This window comes from Pseudoalteromonas sp. Ps84H-4 (assembly GCF_024124645.1).
Taxonomy (GTDB): Bacteria; Pseudomonadota; Gammaproteobacteria; order Enterobacterales; family Alteromonadaceae; genus Pseudoalteromonas; species Pseudoalteromonas lipolytica_C.
In genome coordinates, this window is sequence record NZ_JAMXSK010000008.1 from 138,945 (window position 1) to 157,575 (window position 18,631).

General features: G+C 37.7%; 10 protein-coding genes. 7 read left to right on the forward strand and 3 right to left on the reverse strand.

The genetic code is table 11. From position 1 onward, the window contains the following. The first annotated feature begins 13 nt into the window (after positions 1-13). Genes NH454_RS09580 through NH454_RS09610 form a run of 7 tightly spaced genes read left to right on the forward strand, consistent with a single transcriptional unit; the run spans position 14 to position 12,820 of the window. Complete coding sequence (locus tag NH454_RS09580; RefSeq protein ID WP_105174758.1) at positions 14-3,745, forward strand: ATP-binding protein; 3,732 nt, start codon at positions 14-16, stop codon at positions 3,743-3,745. Continuing rightward, positions 3,738-4,367 carry a hypothetical protein gene (locus tag NH454_RS09585; protein WP_105174757.1) on the forward strand — a complete coding sequence of 210 codons (630 nt, stop codon included), beginning with the start codon at positions 3,738-3,740 and terminating at the stop codon, positions 4,365-4,367. Before NH454_RS09580 ends, NH454_RS09585 begins: the two co-directional genes overlap by 8 nt. Continuing rightward, the gene (locus NH454_RS09590; protein WP_253038865.1) at positions 4,367-5,614 is read left to right on the forward strand and encodes a hypothetical protein; all 1,248 of its coding nucleotides are present in this window, start codon (positions 4,367-4,369) and stop codon (positions 5,612-5,614) included. The genes NH454_RS09585 and NH454_RS09590 overlap by 1 nt, the downstream gene beginning before the upstream one ends. Next, the gene (locus NH454_RS09595; RefSeq protein ID WP_253038867.1) at positions 5,601-6,473 is read left to right on the forward strand and encodes a hypothetical protein; all 873 of its coding nucleotides are present in this window, start codon (positions 5,601-5,603) and stop codon (positions 6,471-6,473) included. The genes NH454_RS09590 and NH454_RS09595 overlap by 14 nt, the downstream gene beginning before the upstream one ends. Then, positions 6,470-7,309, forward strand: coding sequence for a WYL domain-containing protein (locus NH454_RS09600; RefSeq protein WP_253038868.1), 840 nt, complete (start codon positions 6,470-6,472; stop codon positions 7,307-7,309). The genes NH454_RS09595 and NH454_RS09600 overlap by 4 nt, the downstream gene beginning before the upstream one ends. A 7-nt stretch (positions 7,310-7,316) precedes the next feature. Beyond that, positions 7,317-8,393, forward strand: a complete 1,077-nt coding sequence (locus NH454_RS09605) for a hypothetical protein (RefSeq protein ID WP_253038869.1) — start codon at positions 7,317-7,319, stop codon at positions 8,391-8,393. Further along, entirely contained in the window at positions 8,390-12,820 is a 4,431-nt protein-coding gene (locus NH454_RS09610) for a DUF3883 domain-containing protein (RefSeq protein WP_253038870.1), read from the forward strand. Before NH454_RS09605 ends, NH454_RS09610 begins: the two co-directional genes overlap by 4 nt. A 427-nt stretch (positions 12,821-13,247) precedes the next feature. Here the strand turns inward: NH454_RS09610 and NH454_RS09615 are convergent, their stop codons facing one another. Genes NH454_RS09615 through NH454_RS09625 form a run of 3 tightly spaced genes read right to left on the reverse strand, consistent with a single transcriptional unit; the run spans position 13,248 to position 18,630 of the window. Then, positions 13,248-13,835, reverse strand: coding sequence for a hypothetical protein (locus NH454_RS09615; RefSeq protein WP_253038871.1), 588 nt, complete (start codon positions 13,833-13,835; stop codon positions 13,248-13,250). Continuing rightward, on the reverse strand, positions 13,825-17,406 hold the full coding sequence (locus NH454_RS09620; protein WP_253038872.1) for an HsdR family type I site-specific deoxyribonuclease: 3,582 nt from the start codon (positions 17,404-17,406) through the stop codon (positions 13,825-13,827). Before NH454_RS09620 ends, NH454_RS09615 begins: the two co-directional genes overlap by 11 nt. A gap of 12 nt (positions 17,407-17,418) precedes the next feature. Then, positions 17,419-18,630 carry a restriction endonuclease subunit S gene (locus NH454_RS09625; RefSeq protein WP_253038873.1) on the reverse strand — a complete coding sequence of 404 codons (1,212 nt, stop codon included), beginning with the start codon at positions 18,628-18,630 and terminating at the stop codon, positions 17,419-17,421. Position 18,631 lies beyond the last annotated feature (1 nt).

Sequence of the window (18,631 nt, forward strand, 5' to 3'; positions counted from 1 at the left end):
TCTGGGTGTTTAAATGGAAACTGGGTTAGAGCAAATTTATCTTCATCATTCATACTTCAAAGGTAGGCTAACTCCAGTTGAATGCTTGGGGCATACAAATAACACTGGAGGAAATGGAGCCGGTAAGACAACCTTACTTAGTTTAATACCTGTTTTTTATGGGATGGAGCCGAGCAAAGTAGTTGATAGGGCCGCTGGGAAGTTATCTTTCGTCGATCATTATTTGCCAACAAAATTATCTATGATTGTGTTTGAGTATAAGAAGGAAGGTAGCCTCAAATGTGCAGTATTGTATAGATCTCGTGATGCAGTGGCTTATAGGTTTGTTGATGGCTCAGCTAATGAAGCGCTGTTTAATCAAGTTACATTAGATACCTTGAACAAAGTTGCAAGTGTTAAAGACTGGTTGAAAGATGTAGTTGCAAGCAGCTTTGATGTTTCAAAGCAAATTTCGACCAGTATTGACTATCGCTCGGTCATACAAAACGACAAGCAACGTTTAAGGGTTAAAAGAAAAGCACAAGCGTCTTTGGCACCGGAAGCTCATAAATTTTCTCTATGCACTCATGACTCACAAATGAGGCATATTGAGTCATTGGCATCGGTTTTGATGAGACATGACAAACTGTTAGCTCAATTTAAACTTATGGTGGTTGATAGTTTTCTTACAGATCAGATTGAAATCGGAGAGGCCCCTTATCACAAAGACGACTCAGAGTATGTGAGTAGTATTGAATCATTAATTGAATTAGATAAGCACAAAGATAAGTTTTCTGAATCCATACACCAATATGAAGCATTAAAAGAATCATGGAGTTACTTACTTGCTTATCAAGCTAGTCTTCAACAGGAATTAGCCACTGTTAAAGATAAATTTGAGAAGGCGGCAAAGAGAATTTCAAGTTTAAAATCTGAGAGAAGTGAACTACAACAAAAATACAACCAAGATACTTCTGTGCTCAACACAACATTCCAAGAGCTAACCAATCAAGCTGAAACGAAGAAAAACCTTATCGATAGTATTTACGATGAGCGTGAAAGGTGGGATGAAAAAGTCGATATTGCCACGAAGCTTTCTGAGTATGGTTCATTAGAGGCGTTTAAATTCAGAGCAGAGCAAGATGCCGAACACTTTAAGCAGCTGCTCGATTCAGCTAGCGCTGAGACGCAAGCTTATGATGCAAATGTACGTAAAGTAGAAAAAGCTTCAGAACAATTTGAGAAAGCTGAAACCCAGAAAATTGCTGACTTGACCCAAAAACTACATGAAGTTGAGGTGGCTACTGAACAAAGGCTACTAGAGAAGAGCGATGAATTTGCTTCAAAGATGGAAGCTGTTAGCGAAGATAGAGCACTCTTGAGTAAGTCATTGTCTGAGGAATTGAACAATTGTCGAGTTCAGTATGAAATTGCAGGGAAGTATACAGACACTGAGGATTCGGAGTTAAAAGAGTTAAATAGTAAAGTTGAATCCTTAAAAAATTACGTTATATACGACATCGCCCAGAAAAAGTCGACTTGTGAAGCTGAAGTTCGTGATGCAAAAGTGGCTAGGGAGGACTTGCTTCAGCAAATCAAAAGACTAAAGAAAAAGTTGGAAGATACTGAAGAAAGAAGAGTTGAAATAACACGTCAGTTAAATCCAGACGATGGGACCGTAAGAAGCTTTCTTAATAAAAATATAGTTGATTGGAGAGAGTCTATAGGTAAGGTCTTGAGACCCGAGTTATTATCTTTCAGAACACTATCTCCTGAAGTATCTGATGATGCTGAAACAAACAGCATATTTGGGTTATGCATAAACCTAGAAAATGTAGTGCCTCCTGAAGAAGCTTTATCTGATGATATTTTGAATCAACGAAGAGAGGAGTTAGGGAGAGAGATAGAAAATATTAAGTCTGATATAGGTGCGGTTGAGAAAAAAGCGAATGATCAAAATAAATCAATCGAGAAGTTAAAACTACAGGCTGATGGCTTAGTGAGGGAAGAGCATCGTATCAAGAAAGAAATAGAAACTTGTACTTTGCTTCAACAAAAGACCAAACAGCGAATCGATAGCAATATCGAACGCCGACAGAAAGAAATAAATGTAAGTATTTTAGTGTCGGCTAAAAAACTCGAAAGCTTTGAGCTAGAAACAAATAATATTAAAGAAGTGGAAACTGCTAAGTTTCAGGAAGACAAGCTTGCATTTAGGGCAAATGCATCGGCAGAAATAGGTCTTTTACGGGAAGAGATTTCTGTCAAAAATGACTCTATTACCAATAGCCAAGAAGAGCTAAAAAAACGATTAGACGACTTAAAAGCTGCTTTCGATAGTCAGTTAAAGAAAAAGGAAATAGATCCCACAACAATTGATGCCGCCCGCACAAGAAAAGAGCAATCTGAAAGCAAGTATAGAGAAGTTAAGGCTTTTGATAAGGAAATTTCGGAGTATAGGTTATGGGAAAGTTCGGCTTGGGTTAAATTAGAAAATTACGAGAGTCAGCTATCTGCCCTATTAGATAAGGCTTCAGTGGCTCATAGAGAGCTTGAGTTAGCAAAAGAGCAATATGAAAAAACAAGAAAAAGCCTGACCGATGATATTGAGAGCCTCGCCGAACAGCACGATAAGCTCGAAAAGGAAGAGAAAGCGATTATTTCTATTCTTGAATCTATAGAATTACATACACAAAAGATTCCTATTGGTCACCAGCCAATCCAATTAGATGAATCATTCCCATTAGAACTACTGATTGAATCTTCGAAAGAATGCTTGAGTTCAATTAATAAACTTAGACATAAAATCAGTTCTGCTGTTAAGAAAGTTGGCGACATACTGCTGAGTACAGGCAGTACCAACAATAAGGTATTACATATCTGGAAAAACATGGAAGAGCAACGTATAGCGTTGTCTCCTCATGATAAATTTTCGGAAGAATTTCATATTGAAAGTGTTACTGATGTAAAGAGGCTAATTGAAGAGTCGATACCAGACATCAAAGCAGTAATACTAGAGTCAATAAAAACTGTGGGCGCAAGGTACATACGCTTTTATCAAGCTCTCGATGGCCTAAAAAGAAAAGTTAAAAATGTTTCTTCGAAGCTGGTTAAAGAGATTAACACTTCAAATAACTTTAATGCATTAGACAATATTAGAGTGGAGTTGGTATCCAAAGTCGATGAGTTTGACCTTTGGGGAGATCTCAGGAGCTTCAATAGTGCTTGGAATAAATGGGGAGAAACAGGAAGAGAAAGCTTGCCTGAAAAAGAGTTCATTGTGGCATTTTCCAATGTAATAGCGGAGCTAAAACAAAGCAAAATTTCTAGCTCAATAGACTCATTGGTAGATATTGATATCTCTATGACGGAAAATGGTCGACCTGTAAATATCAGAACAGACGCAGATCTTAAGAATATAAGCAGTACCGGTATATCCAAACTAGCAGTGATTGTAGTTTTCTGTGGAATGACTCGTTATTTATGTAAAGACAGAAACATTACCATTCATTGGCCTTTAGATGAGCTTGGAGAATTGTCAGATGAAAATGTGATGCTTTTATTTGATTTTATGGATCAGAATAACATCTCATTGTTTTGTGCCCAACCTAACCCTTCAGTTGTTCTTCTTAGATATTTTTCTACGAAAAATCATGTGGATAAAAATCTTGGAATTAAGAAATATGTATCTAACGAAGCTAAGAAAAAGAATCCGCTTAAATCTAAGCTATTAGCTGAAAAAGAACAGGAGCAAGCTAATGTCTAGTCGCTTTGAGAACTGCGTAGAGGAGCTTCTGAGTCAAAATATTATTTGTGAAGTCACGAATCCAGAGGGCTTCGCTTATTTAGATAATTCGGGACATGAAGAAAGCATTAATAATTTTCTCTATAGAATAGGTCGAAAGGTAGTTAGAACTAGAGATAAGAAAGGTTTTTACTGCGTATTTAGTTCCATTGAAGAAACAAAAAAGAGAAATGCAGTCGAACGACATTTTGAAAATGTCATCGTAAATTTGGAAGGCCTAATCAATTGGCTAAGGCTCGTCAGAAATGCTGGTAATGAGTCTAGGCCAATTGAAGCAGGAATGAGGTTACATGAATCCGAATTGTTGTCAGCAATAGAGGAATCCTCTTCTCTTAACTTGCAGTTGGACAATATTGCTCATCAATTTAATCGAGCGCAGAAATCTACAGAGGTGAAGTCAAAGCTACGTTCTATTTTAAACTTCTTAGAAAATGAAAAGTACTTCACTAGCATTGGTAATACGGGTTCAGTGTATATAGCTACTGCAAAGTGGTCACTGATTTATGATCAGCTAGAGTTTATTCGAATGTATGACGGCTTCGAGGAGGAAGAATCTGTAGAGCAACAAACGGAGTTGTTTTAATGGGAAGAAAAGAAGATTCAAAGGCTGCAATTCGAGCTCTTAATAAACACGTAGAGATCGTAGATGAGTCTTGCTATGTCGCTAGAGGGCAAATTGAAGATTCACCAGAAAATGAGAAGGTTATTGACTCTCTTCGCAAAAATAGACTGGCTTATTACTTGGATGAGTCCCTAGGAGTACAGCTCCATAGTAAAGTTCGCGGTTTACTCGATCATGTGACTAGTAGGCACCGCTTTAGAGAGAGGCATGGTGCTTTTTCTGGATTAATTGATGATTTAGAAAATTCAATTCAAAGCTATAAACAAGCAAAGTCACGTCGATTTAATGATGGAGAAAGATTCTTTGATGAGACAAGAGAAATCGTCATGGAACTCATGGACACACTCACTGAGACAGTAAATATGTTCCATCACGTTATTGGTGACGAATTTAGCGTGGCGTTTGATATCGATGAAAAAATTAAACTTACTACGAGATGTAAGGACGAAATTACCAAACTAAACCTAGTATTTGCTCAACTGAGTGTTGAAAAAATGAGTGATTGGGTTGGACTAGATCTCCAACTTGAAAGGTTACTGATGAAAGCGCTTAAGGGGCATGTAGACAAATGCTTAAAAGACTTGGCAGCCAGCAATCGTAAACTCGTAAAAATGCTGGATAAGTTATTGAAAGATAAAAGCGCTCAAAAGCTCAATAAACTTATCGACTCCTTTCATAACAAGTATGTATCAGAGCCAGGCTATAGGCCTAGCATTTCAGCTTTGTCTGATCTGCCTATTTGTGTCTCAATTGCGGATAAGCTTTCTCTAGGCGGTTTCGCCGATTTGGAAAGTGCAAAAGATGAAGAGCACTTAATTAATGCGGCGGTCTCGGCTCTAAAAAAATCAAAGAGTTCCAGCTTAGAATTAAGAGTTGATGAGCAAAAGGTAGAAATTACAGATGGTCGAGGTGAAGAAATTGCTGAAGAGCTAGACCCGCTCATACAAAATGTAGAGTTTTTCTTTGATGCAATCTTCGACGATGAGTATACCCAAGATCTATCCGCTATGGCTGTATTTCATAATTTGAATGTAGAGTCTACTCCAGAAGATTGGATGTTGATGATCATGAGCTATTTTGAGGCCCAGAGAAAAGCAGTACTGAAAGTAGCTGAGGTGGAAGAAGTTAGAGAAATTATAGCGCCTTTCGATGGGGCTATATATGTCAAAGACATACTCTTCAGAAAGGTTGCTCATGAAGCTAGATAAAAAGACTATAAGAGCTGCCCAAAATTTAATCAGAAGATCTCCCTGTCAAATCAGCGAATCGGCTGTTCTGCGTGCAATTGTTCAAGAACTCGAAATTGGCATAATCAGAAATAAAAAAATATATTTCACACCATCAAACCTAATTGAAATAGAAAATTATTTTAACAAGGTATTGGGAAAGCCAATTTTAGACATCGATTTAGATGTGGAAACTAGGCTTGAGGCTTCCTCCTTTTTTAGTAATGAAAAATGGGCATCTGGAGGCGTTTTTGAAGTGATGCTCTCAATGACGGGCAGAGGAATCATCCCTGGAATTAAAGACGCAATCGAAGCACAGCCAAATATTGTCTATTCCATGAAGCTTCGCGATATTGATGTCACTAAGATAAGTAAGTTAATCATCGTTGAAAATGGGGAACTCATAACAAATTGGGAACTAGTCATTCCTTCTTTACCGCTTGAATATCAAAGTGCCATCGCCGTATTTCGCGGTTATGGTAAAAATCAAAAATACTTAAACGAGTTAATTTGCAAAGTTCGGCCAGACACTAAGGTTGGAGTGTTCTTTGACTATGATGCTGCGGGAATAGACATGGCATTAAAGCTCGCTGAACATAGAGTGATCGACCTGATCATTCCAAGCATACTTCCTGAGGATGTGATTGCCAAATCAAAGCTGGAGGAGTTTGGGAATCAGTTTGAACAGTTAACACGAAGACTTAACTCTCCTGATACGCCCTATGAAATTAGAGAAGTTTTAAAGAACCTAGAAAATAACAAGTTGGCCATAACACAAGAACACCTAATCACGCATGGTGTTCCCCTGAAGTTAATTAAAAATGTGGGAGAAACCATATGATTAATGGAGGATTAAATACAAAGGAAGTAAGACTAAAAGCAATCGAGATGTTTGCGTATTGGGAAGGGGTTGTAAACGCTTCAACGTTGGCAAAATTATTTAAAGTCACCATTAGCAATATTACTAAAAGCCTCACGGAATATAGGGACCTATATCCTAATTCATTGAAATATAATAAAAGCTTAAAACAGTATGAGCCAACTTCTAGTTTCACCTGTCACTATATTGATGAAACATGGCAGGAGTATGTGGCATTTTTAAGGATTAATAGTCAAGTATATAAATCCGATTACTGGGGAGCTTTGGCTGTCGATTTTGGTCCTTTACATACTGGAAACGTTGACCCAAAAATAGTTAGGGTTGTAACTCAAGCTATAAACAAGAAGCTATCAGTTAAGGCTACTTATTACTCTCTAACCAACCCCAATGGCATCGAAAGGATTATTCATCCTATTGCATTAGCTGATAGTGGTGTTCGTTGGCATTGCCGAGCATATGATGAATATCGTAGTGAATTTAGAGACTTTCATCTTGGTAGAATCACTGCTGCGGAACTGAATGAGCCGTCTGAGGTTCAGTATGAACAAGATGAAGCTTGGATGACCATGATTAAACTGAAAATCGCGCCGCAACCCGCCTTAACTGAATCTCAGAAACAGGTAATTATGATGGACAAAGGAAAGGGGGATAGCTTCACTGTAGAAGTTAGAGCTGCTATGGCTGAGTATTATATTCAGTATCATCTTATAGATAAGGAAATAAGGGAAAGTAATCCCTTAGTCAGACCTTTGTATTTAGAAAATTATGACCAAGTGAAAGCTTGGTTGTTTGGGTAGAGATTGTATGGAAGATATGGAGTTACTTATCATTCACGATCGGCTGGAAGAAATATTACGAGCAGAAACGCATGTATTAGAAAATAAACTACTATCAGATCCTCTCAATGTTAACAGGAAAGGACATCCAAGTTTGACTGATATCTGGTATTCACCAGGTGTTGAATTTAAGTGTCTATTGGACAGGAATGTAGTTTCTTATTTGATCAGCTTGGTTAATGGTTTAGATATTTCTGAACAGAAAAACCAACAGCCCTATAGGAGTGTAGCTGCTCTGCAAGCTGTACTGAATGCAGGAAATATTTTATCGGAAACAGGTTATTCCTATCACGAATATATAGAGCGAAATGGTTTAGATAAAGCAGATGATGAGCTAGCATTATTTCGAACAGCTGATAACTTAAATCCTAATATTTACTTAGACTTATTTCTAAAGCAAAGAGATAGCATAAGTCGTAATGAACTGTCTTTGTTTAAGACTGGCGAGCTTATAGGTGGCAAGTTACCAGAGAGATTAACTTTGGTAGAGAGAAATGCAGTCATAATAAAAAAAGCGATATCTCTAGCTCGTTCTAAACGAATATCTCCATATCAAACCATGCTTGAACTGATGGATTGGATATATGATGAGTATATGTTTTCAGCACCATCATTTCACTTTTTATCTGTTTATTTTAGTAGCTGGAAAATTTCAAAAATGCTCAAATCTCATGGGCCTAAAGATCTTAGGAACGCTATATGGGATATTTCTTTCATTCAACTTCTAATTAAATACTGTTGTGAAGACAGCGACTCTGTTTGGTTATTTAGTTCATTTGATAAAGCAATTCATTCCGTTGTTGACCTCACATTCGTCAGAAGGGAAGAAGATGAAAGCATGTACATGGAAAGGCTTGAAAACTCATATGCGTCTATGTGGGGAAAGAAAAATGGTTACGGTAAAAAGTTACTGAATAAATTGGTAAAAATTAGTGAAAATGGCGACGATCCTCAGAGGAATATAAATCTGTTTAATGGCAGTGCAGAATACCAATTCGATTTAAGGGCGAGAGTTCAAAGGGAATATGAGGAGGCTTTATCTTGAATAATATAGCGACTATGGAGCCAATTAAAGAGCAAAACATTGGTATTAAGGCAGAGATCTTAGAAGAAATAGTTCGCCGAAAGGAAGTCTATAAAAAGTCCCCAGCAGATATGATTTCTGCGTTCAACCGTGAAGTTGAAACTGAAAAAGAGTACAACGGAAGACAGTTACTTGAGCTTCTTCAAAATGCTGATGATGAAAAGTCAGATGAGGTAAGAATTGAATTAGATACTAAAGCTAATTTGCTAAGTATTAAAAATAGAGGAACTGGCTGTAGCGCTTTTAGCTCTAACGGAATTAGATCTTTAATGATTTCTAATTTGAGTACTAAAACATCTAAAAAGTTCATAGGAAATAAAGGACTTGGCTTTAGATCGATCATTAATTGGAGTGAATCGATATCAATTAATAGCAACAACCTAAGAATTGAGTTTTCAAATGAAATTGTAAATGGTGTTTTTGATGAGCTGTTTTTACCAGGAGAGCGCAATGCTATTAGAAAAGCACAAAATTTACCTGATTCAATTTATCCTATTCCATTCCTATCTATTCCGAAGTTAACAGAGGAAATAAATCAAGACTGGATCACGTCAATTGATATACGATACAAAGTTGGCTTCCTAGGTGATATTAAAAAGCAAATAGACGAGTTAAAGAGTGAGATCCTACTCTTTTTAAACTCTATTAAGACATTAACAGTTTTTGTTGATGGAAAGTGTATCAAGGCAATAGATAAAACGGATCTTAGTGAAAAATGGAACGTCTATGAACACAAAGGAGAATTACCTAAAGAGTTATGGGATAAAGAAAGTGAAGAAGAGTTCTTTGATTTAAAAATTGCTCTGCAAGATGAACTCTGCTGTGATATTCGAGAAATTTTCGCATATTTCCCTACTAAATTAGCTGTTGACTTTCCTTTTATTATTCATGGAACCTTCGAATTAAACAGCTCCAGAAATGAGATAAATGACAGTGAAAAAAACCGCTTCATTTTAAGAGAGTTAGTTAAGTTAATTATTGATACAGCGAAATCTTTAACGAAAGGTAATATTAGTTACAAAGCTATTGAGCTTTTGTCATACAACAATCCTAATAACATTCTTATGGAGCTGGGGTTCTACGATGCTATTGATGATGCGATCAATACTTTGGAGGTGTTTCCTTGTGTTGACGGAACTTATAGAAAAAAATCAGAAGTTATATTTATAGATGCGCTTTCTAGTTTTGTGTGCTCTATTAACCAAGAGTTCGTCTTTGAAAATTTGTTAATCCCCTTAGATGGCACTGCCGACCTTTCGAGTTTAAATTTAAATGGAAGTGTAGATACTGAAAAATTGAGAGTTTTAAGTAAAAATATAAATAGCATAGAAGACAGAGCTTCTATGATTTATATGTTTTACCACACTTTCAAGCCTGATGAAAAATTAGAGCTTTTAATTGACTCAAGTGGAGCATTGATTTCTCTTGAAGATGAAGTATATACGCCTTCATCGATAGATATTAGTGTACCTGATTATGTCAGTATCAAGTTTATTCATAGAGACTTGTTTGAATTATTGATCAAAAAATTTGAGATTGATTCGAATGAAAAAGCTCGTGAATTGCAGAGAGCTTTGAGACAAATCACAAATATTCAACAGTATCAGCCTATACCGGTACTTCAGAAAATAGTTTCAAATGCAAACCGTTTAATTAAAGAAGACAATAACAAAGTTGAAGAAATACTAACCAGTATGGTTCGTTCTCTTTATGAAAATTTCAATAAATTGAACTCTCCACAACAAATACCTGATTCAAAAATCCAACTTTACAATAAAGAACATACTCTGACTGATGCAAGCGATTTATATTTATCTAAGGACTACCCTTCTGGAACTTTAAATGAGTTCTTATTTGAAGGCATATTCAGAGATAATGTATTTCTATGTGCACCTTCCAAATATAGGTTAGGTGAAGAGGATCCTGATAACTTAGAACAGTTCTTTTTATGGCTAGGAGTTAACAAAAATAGTAAGTTTAACGAAGTTAAAGGTAGAAGAAATTTAGAGTACGAAAAATTTGTTTTTCAGTGTGTTCCTCGCCCTTCAGGTTATAGATTTGGTTCTTTTCATTACAAGGAGATCGATAACTTTGAGCTTATTGCGCAAAATATTTCTTTAGAAAAGCTAGTCATATGGTTTATCCAAGATAAAGACATTTATAATCAGTTAGATGATTCAGCAAATACTGACAAATTTAGTTTTAACAAGGACAGAGAATATCATGGGTCTTATAGCCATAACATCTCACGTAAACCTTCATTTATTAAGTATCAAGTAAAATCTCTCGGGCTGTTTAGAGACTTCTTTTTCGCTAATGAGAAGCTAAGCCCTCTTGTAAATAGCATCAGCTTCAATTTTGATTATGAGCAATTCAATTATTTCGGTATTAGTCGATCAGATGTTGAAAGTTTGTTATTAAAAATTGGTGCGACTGATAAATTTGAAAAACTATCTTTGGAAGCAGTACAAAGAATCATTAGTGAACTTCCGGTAAAGTCCCCTGATGGGCGACAGACTCAGGCAATATATAAGTTGGCGGTTAGGCATTTTGAAGTCAATAAACAACCTTTGGACAACCAAGAAACGAAGCTTTTTGCTTTAAAAGGAGAAACTCGTTCTTATCAATCTGCTGATAAAGTTTTTTACAATGGAAATATAAAACTACCGAAGAAGATTGCCGCTAGCGTACCAGTGTTAAATTACCCAAGAAGACAAAACACTCAAAATATTATCGAGTTTTTTGGAGTGCAGAATCTAAATGAACTAGATGTCGAAATTACAAGTACATCCTCTTTACCTTCTTTAAGTAGTAGCTTCTCGTCATTTTTAGAGGAAATTGCCCCATATATTTTGGTTTATCGAATACAAGATATTGAAAAAGATCAGTCTGCGAAAGCAGAACTAGCAAAATTGAGACGGTACAGGGTCGTTTTATGCGATGACGTTAAGTATCAGATTAATGGAGAAAGTTTTGAGCTAGAAAATAATGACTACATTAAACAGGATAACGACTTTTTCATTAAAGTTAGACCTGAGTCAACGGTCGGAGATCTTAGACATGATTTCGATTTTCAAGAAACCTTTGCAGATATAATAGGATTAATTTTCGATATTCAGGACACCCGAGTATTCCGAGATGTTGTCAAAGAGGAAGCTTCGTATCTAGAAAAAACTATTAAAAATGATATTGGTGAAGAAGAGTTAATCAGAACAAGAGAATTACTAGGAATCTCAGATGAACTGTATTCATTTTGGAAAACAGTCTATTCCTTATTAGGTAAAACTTATAGGTTTGAGTCTGATGATAATTTGCTTGAAAGTGTGTCGGCTGAGCTTGAATTGCAAATTGATGTTAAAAGAATAGATTTCAAGGAGTTGGATGGCCTTGAAAGTTGCAGCGCGATAGAAGAGCTTTTTGCGGAGAAGGGAATAAATGTCGCTGACTTCAATTGTTCAGAATTTGCGTACTATAAGATAGATTTATCAAAGTATCATGTTAGTAAGCTAAAACAGGCGTTCGAGAGAGCTTTATATTTGTTTAAGAAGAAGTTGTATCAATGGTGCATAGTAAATTCTAGAGAATCTCAATTTACTCATTACATATCACAATACGAGAGTAACGATAATTTCATTATTTTATCAGCTAGACAAAATAAACAATCTTTTGAAATGAACTACGAAGAGTATGTAAACAACTATATCTCAGATGTTTTAGGGCAAGAATCTATCGAAGAAGCACAAATTGATTTTGAAGCCGTGTACGATAAACACGCTGAATTAATTGATATTGATAGGGTTGAAGGTGATCAAGAACTAATGAGTCTAATGTTTTTTTCTCATAAGTGGGACGAAGTTAAAACTCGTATAAATGAAAAATTTGAGCCTGAGAATGTTACAAAGAAACCTCACGGTGTTGAGGGTTCTGTTCGACAAACCAAACGAATAAAGAGTGCATCTCTTAGTAAACCAAGAAATATCAAAAGCAACCAAAGTAAATCGAAGAAACCATTTAAACACTCAAAGTCATTATCGGATAACAATAGAATCAACGGTAAAAGATCTGAAGAAGACGTTTATAATTCTCTTGTTAAACAGTTTGGTAAACAAAAAGTTACTTGGGTATCTAAAACTAGTGATGGCGATGGTTACGATATTAAATATATCAATGAACTTGACGTAACGAAGTATGTTGAAGTTAAAACTTACTCTGGTGATAGATTTCATTTGAGCAGGAATGAGCTTGAATTTGCTAGGAAGAATATTGGGAATTATGAAATTTTCTTAGTCTCTAATGAGATTCTTAGAATTGAACATATAGACTTTGATGATAAAGAACGGTTTCATCTAGAAAGCAGAGAATATGTTGTTTCGTTTACAATAGAGTAGTGAGTCTCACACTTGTTAACCATTTGTGAGATGGCGAGGGAATAATTAAGTTTAAATAGTTAACTTAATCATCTATGGATAGCAGTGAAAACACTAAAAAACTTTTGTAAATTGGGAAATTGTAAAAATAGGAGTTTCAAACTTTATTTTTACAATAGCGTCCAAAAGTAAGGTTTTAATTGTTATGTTTCAAACTTACCTTTGGTCTTAATTCCTTTTAAAACAATGTACTTAAGTTGCAAACTTTATTCTAAAATGACATGATTGTCGATCTCGAATAAAGATTGCAACTATCGGAATTAAGTTTGCAACTTAAATAAAGTTTGCAACCGATAGTTGAATTCTGAGGTCATTAAAATAAAAAAGCGAACCAGAGATGGTTCGCTTTTAGTTTAAAGTGCATTCGAAATTGTTTGAGTTACTCCATTCATCTATATAAGTTCACATTAATGTGAACCACATTGATCAGCTCACCACTTGAATGACGATGATGGCTGTTGTAACTCCATTTCATAGTACGGTCTTCGGTACATCCTACTTGTTCAACTGGTAATTCTCTGTCAGCTCTATTGCGAAGCTTGAGCACGATATTCGATATATCAGGGCTTGCAACATATTCCAGAACATAACCACGGCTTTGGCGACCTGTAGAATAGCGGGAAATCAACTGAGCTATTGCTTTTGAGTGATAGCTTGGCCCTGAATATATTTTTGCTTCGGCTAAACGTTTTTCTGTGGATTTAACGCTCTCGGATTTAATCGTAAGATCAACTCGCCCATTACTGTAGCCTTCGCGAACAACTGATAGCCCAGGCATGCTTAACGCCGCAGCTAGGAAAGCAGAAAGCTTCTCCTCACAGTCACCATTCAAGTGATGGGCTTCTGCCTCCATGCGTTGAACACATTCTTCAAAATGTAGATCTAAAAAATCGTCGAATTGCTCGGCCGTCTTTGCCTCAAAAAGTTTCCTCAAAACAGGAAACCACTCAAACAACACTTTTAAGCTAGTGCTCATGAATAGCCTCCATGTGTTCAGGAACTAGCCAACGTATAGAGAACTGCTCAGCCCAATCAGCCGAATCGCTTTCAACAGCAGCCACTTGTACCTCGTCGAAATTGTAGGATTGCAATTCATTCGACTTATCTAAACTTATGAACTCTCGGCGAAGCAGACCCACGTCGCTGGCAGACAGAAGATTTAAAATGGGAAATAGTGTATTCCTGATAGACAGGCCACTGATTTTTTCAAGCGCTTCTAAATCCGATAGTTCAATATAACCTTGCTCATTCACATCTAAACGGCCTAATAATTCTTTAACAGCGCTAGACCAAACATCTGCTTCTCCAAATTCACTCGTAACAATATTAATTGCTCTTTTCAATAAAGCAGGGTACCCAAGGTTCTCTATATCAATAACATCAATAGAAGAGTCAATTAAAAGTGAATCGTCCTTTTCAAAGATAAATGCTCTAAGATGCTTATCAATGAGCACATTCACTTTAAATGGAGGAATCGCTCTACCTTCCAACTGCTCAAAGAATGCTTTAGCTTTATCTTTGTTTACAGTAGATTTAAGAGTATCAAAACGCCCAAAACGGTTAATGTTTTCTTCATTGAACACGCCATTGGTAAATTGTAGTAACAGGTCTTTGTCTAACCCTAGCGCATTTACAATACCGTCGATGCGAGCTTGTTCTGCCTGGCTTTGATAACGATTAATGTAATCTCTAAAACTATTGCCTTCACTAAGACGTGCATCACCACGCTGTAAATCATTCAAGAATAATCTAGCATGTCGTTGTTCTTCTTGTGTGAGGGATGAAAATGACTGATGCAGCTCATTCAGCGTCCGCTCTGTCTCCTCTGCACTAACCCCGCTATTTAACACACGTAAATAACGCTCGAATCGGCTATTCATGTAGTCAGAGTCAATTCGACCTGTATCAATTTCAGTCAAATAGCCCACTATATCGAATGGAATTTCCGATTGTGAGTTGCTCTGGTCGCGCTCGCTTTTATTTGCCAGTTCTCGATATCGCAAAGCCAAACCGAGATACACTTGTTCATTACACTCAAGTGATTCATCTGTCCAATCTAGACCTTGAATTTTCGCGGCTTCAAGGTGTTTGTTGAAATCACGATACAGTGCTGCAAATTTCGCACAAGCTTCGTCATCTTCTGGCAGATGTTCTAAATCTTGTACACCCGCATTGCTAAACACGGTTTGGATTTCAGAAAAAATTTCGTTCATCGCCTCAATGTTGCTTTCTAACTTGTCCGCGAACAAGCCTAAAGGCTTATCTCCAGAATAGAGCTTCACTGCCTCCTTAATATAGCGTTCCATCGTGTCTGGGTAGCGATAATAACGGATGGTACCATGCGGCTTGTCGGGGCCAAATAAACGGTTAGTGCGTGAGAAAGCTTGGATAATGTTCTGGTATTTGATCACCTTGTCTAAATAGAGCGTATTCACCCATTTAGAGTCAAACCCGGTCAACATTTGGTCAACGACAATCATTAGATCAAGCTGTTTCTCTGGCTCTTTATGGATGCCTTCATACGGCTTTTTGTGCGACATCCGCGCCGCCATATCTTGCTTGAACTTCGCGTGACGGCCGAAGTCGAAGTCTTGACCAAACTTCGCGTTATAATCCGCCATGATTTCTTCGAGACCCTCCGCCTTAAAGGTTGGACCGCGCTCTGCACAGCCATCCACACTATTTTCCCCTTCATTGTTGATGTTAGGGTCAAACAGCGCCGACACTTTGAGCTCAGGTTTGGCGGATTTGAATCGACGATAGTAATCGATCGCTTCCGCAATGCTACTGGTGGCCAAAATGGCATGAAATTTATTCGCTTGGCTTAATATTTCCCACTGCTCAATGATATCTGCAACGACTTGCTTTTGATGCGTAGCCGTTTCATATTGAGTTTTCGGTACGTAATCTTCAATGCCTTTTTCATAGCTACCATCAGGCAACGCTTTCCCTGCCAGCGGTACATCATTCATAAAGTGGTTAAATTTTTTCTTCTTTTTGGGGTCTACTATTGCTTCAGAGACGGTTTGCGCTTTTGCTTGCTGCAAAGCGACCGCTTGTCTTAACTCCCGCTCTTTGAAGGTGCGTATTTTGTATGGGTCAAAACCCAATACATTTTTATCGCGGATACCATCGGCAAGGCTATAACGGTGCAGTTCATTGCCAAAAATATCGGGCGTAGTGGTACCTTTAATCTCATTTTCAGCTTGAATCGGTGTACCAGTGAAGCCAAAAAACAATGCCTTAGGAAACGTTTTTTTGATGATGGTTAGCATGTCACCAAACGTTGAACGGTGTGCCTCATCAACAATAAACACCATGCGCTTTTCACGGATGAGTTCAATATCCGCTGAGTTGGTGGCGGTACCTTGGTCGTCAACCGCTTCATAGATGTTGCTCATTTTTTGAATGGAGCTAACGATCAATGTCTCTTTCGGGTCTGAGCTTTTTAGCTTTGTTACCAACACATCGGTGTTTTCGGTGGCTTGCACCTCTTCTCTGTCATCAGCAAAGTTGCGGTACTCTTTAAGCGACTGCGAGCCAAGCTCGATGCGGTCCATTAAGAACACCACTTTATCGGCATCACGAGATTGGGCAATTAACTGAGCGGACTTAAAACTAGTCATGGTTTTGCCCGAGCCCGTGGTATGCCAAACATAACCACCAAGCCGATCAGCATTCGAGCTAATCTGTCGCCATTTGGTTTTCGCGACCTTATCAGAGATAGCATTCGCGGCGTAGTATTGATAACTACGCATCACCTTGAGCACCCCATCGGTATTATCCGCTACCGTGTAAAAACCGATTAACTGATGCGCCATTGGAATCGAAAGCAGTTTTGATGCCACCTCTTTCCAGTGATTGATGGGATCATTGTTCACATTGCCCCAATTAAACTGGTAGTCAGGGTTAAACTTGCCATCGGCACCTGGGTTGGTGAAATATTTCGACTCTTCTGGCTGCATGGCTACAAACACTTGCACCAGTGAGAACAAGCCACTAAAGATCCCCTCTTTGGAATACTTCTCAATTTGGTTCACCGCTTGGCTCACAGGAATACCACTGCGTTTTAATTCAATGTGGAACACAGGCATGCCGTTGATCAGCAGCATAATGTCACCACGGCGATCATTCCGCAGTGGACTACCACGCTCAAACTTAGGTTGCTGCACGATTTGATAACGGCTTTGACCTGCTGCTATCTCTTGTCTGTCGTAGATCTTTAAGCTGACTTCTTTACCCAAATGTTCTGGGTCATTCTCGTTGTCGCGCTTGATCGCAACAGTTTTACCATTAATAAAGCCATTGAGCTTAAACGGGGTTTTAAGCTCTTTGATTTGCTCCATGATCTGTTGCATCTCACTATTCGTGAGGGGCACATCATTGAGGCGATCACGTTGGCGGTTGTTCTCAAATAAAATGTTTGCCCAGTTTTGTAACAAGTCGGCTTCGGTTTTGTTTTTAAGAACCTCGCGCTCCCAACCTTTATCAATCAGAACTTTGATAAAGGCTTGTTCAAAATCCGCTTCTCTATTAAAAATGGTCATCGGCTATCCTTGTTACACGAACATTTTATCTAAGCATGCTTGCTTAATGTTTTTTAATTTAGTGATTTGTTGTTGGTGTTGATTGATCAGTCCATCTAACTTTTGGAAGTAATTCCCTATTTTTGATTGCTCAACCAAACATGCTGGTAATTGAACAGTAAGTTTAGATAGTACTTTCTGACTCACTCCTTTGGCTGTTCCGCCACTCGCTAGTGCAGAGAGCTCTCTAAACACTTTGGGACTTCTTAACAGGACTGCTAAAAAGTCCTCTGTGATAACTTTTGATTTAACTCTGAATGCTATCGTTCTCTGGCTCAGTATGTATTTATCAGAATCTGGAACTTGAGCTACATTTCCCATTGGAGCTTCAGTAGTAAACAACACCTGCCCCTTGTGTAATTCTGAGCCTGTCATCCAGCGCTCATATAGATTTTGGTCACCAAAATGAGGATCAACGGAAAAATCGATGTAACCCTGCTTTACATTCAAAGCAGATAGAGCCCTATATCCAGTTGGACTCCAATCTAATCCCAGTTTTTTAGGTGTACGTCCCCTAAAGTCGATTATGGATTCAATATTTTCCAACAACGAGCTATCCAACCAATCCCCATTGAACCCATCAAAACGAATTTCTGGCACATTTTCACCTGCCTTTGGAAACATTTTTTCCAGCATGGCTTTTTTCAGGTTGCTGAGCTTGTCGTGCTTTTGTTGGTGTTGGTTAATTAGAGTGTCGAGCTTTTGAAAGTAGTTACCGATTATTTCTTGCTCATCATTATCAGTTATGTAGACCGGCAGGTTCCTGCAAACATCCTGATTAATCTTAGGCTGTGCTGTCCCTGTGTTGTACTTGTCATAACGCAAACGCTCTAAGCTTTCGCACAAGAAAAGATTGTTATTACCTTGCTTCGCTTTAAGTACATGCGCATGATTGTTAACCCAATACTGGCCACTAGCTAAAAAGGATACTCTATAATTTCTATCTATGATGTTTGCGCCATCTTCACTTAGGAGAATCATCTCTTCATCAAAAATATAATCTTTAACATAATCAATGATTCCAGAAGCCCCATAGTAGGGGTATGGACCAGGCTCTCGAGCACTTTCGGTAATCGGTTTTCTTCGCTCATCATGGAACTGCGCTACATCCTCTATCTTCAATAGCTGCCAGTTACCTACAAAATCATTAAAACGAATTTCAGGTACGTCTTTAGTCATACTCATG

Coding starts and splice junctions, on each gene's coding strand:
- NH454_RS09580 (WP_105174758.1), top strand. CDS start 14: ATGGAAACTGGGTTAGAGCAAATTTATCTTCATCATTCATACTTCAAA.
- NH454_RS09585 (WP_105174757.1), top strand. CDS start 3,738: ATGTCTAGTCGCTTTGAGAACTGCGTAGAGGAGCTTCTGAGTCAAAAT.
- NH454_RS09590 (WP_253038865.1), top strand. CDS start 4,367: ATGGGAAGAAAAGAAGATTCAAAGGCTGCAATTCGAGCTCTTAATAAA.
- NH454_RS09595 (WP_253038867.1), top strand. CDS start 5,601: ATGAAGCTAGATAAAAAGACTATAAGAGCTGCCCAAAATTTAATCAGA.
- NH454_RS09600 (WP_253038868.1), top strand. CDS start 6,470: ATGATTAATGGAGGATTAAATACAAAGGAAGTAAGACTAAAAGCAATC.
- NH454_RS09605 (WP_253038869.1), top strand. CDS start 7,317: ATGGAAGATATGGAGTTACTTATCATTCACGATCGGCTGGAAGAAATA.
- NH454_RS09615 (WP_253038871.1), bottom strand. CDS start 13,835: ATGAGCACTAGCTTAAAAGTGTTGTTTGAGTGGTTTCCTGTTTTGAGG.
- NH454_RS09620 (WP_253038872.1), bottom strand. CDS start 17,406: ATGACCATTTTTAATAGAGAAGCGGATTTTGAACAAGCCTTTATCAAA.
- NH454_RS09625 (WP_253038873.1), bottom strand. CDS start 18,630: ATGAGTATGACTAAAGACGTACCTGAAATTCGTTTTAATGATTTTGTA.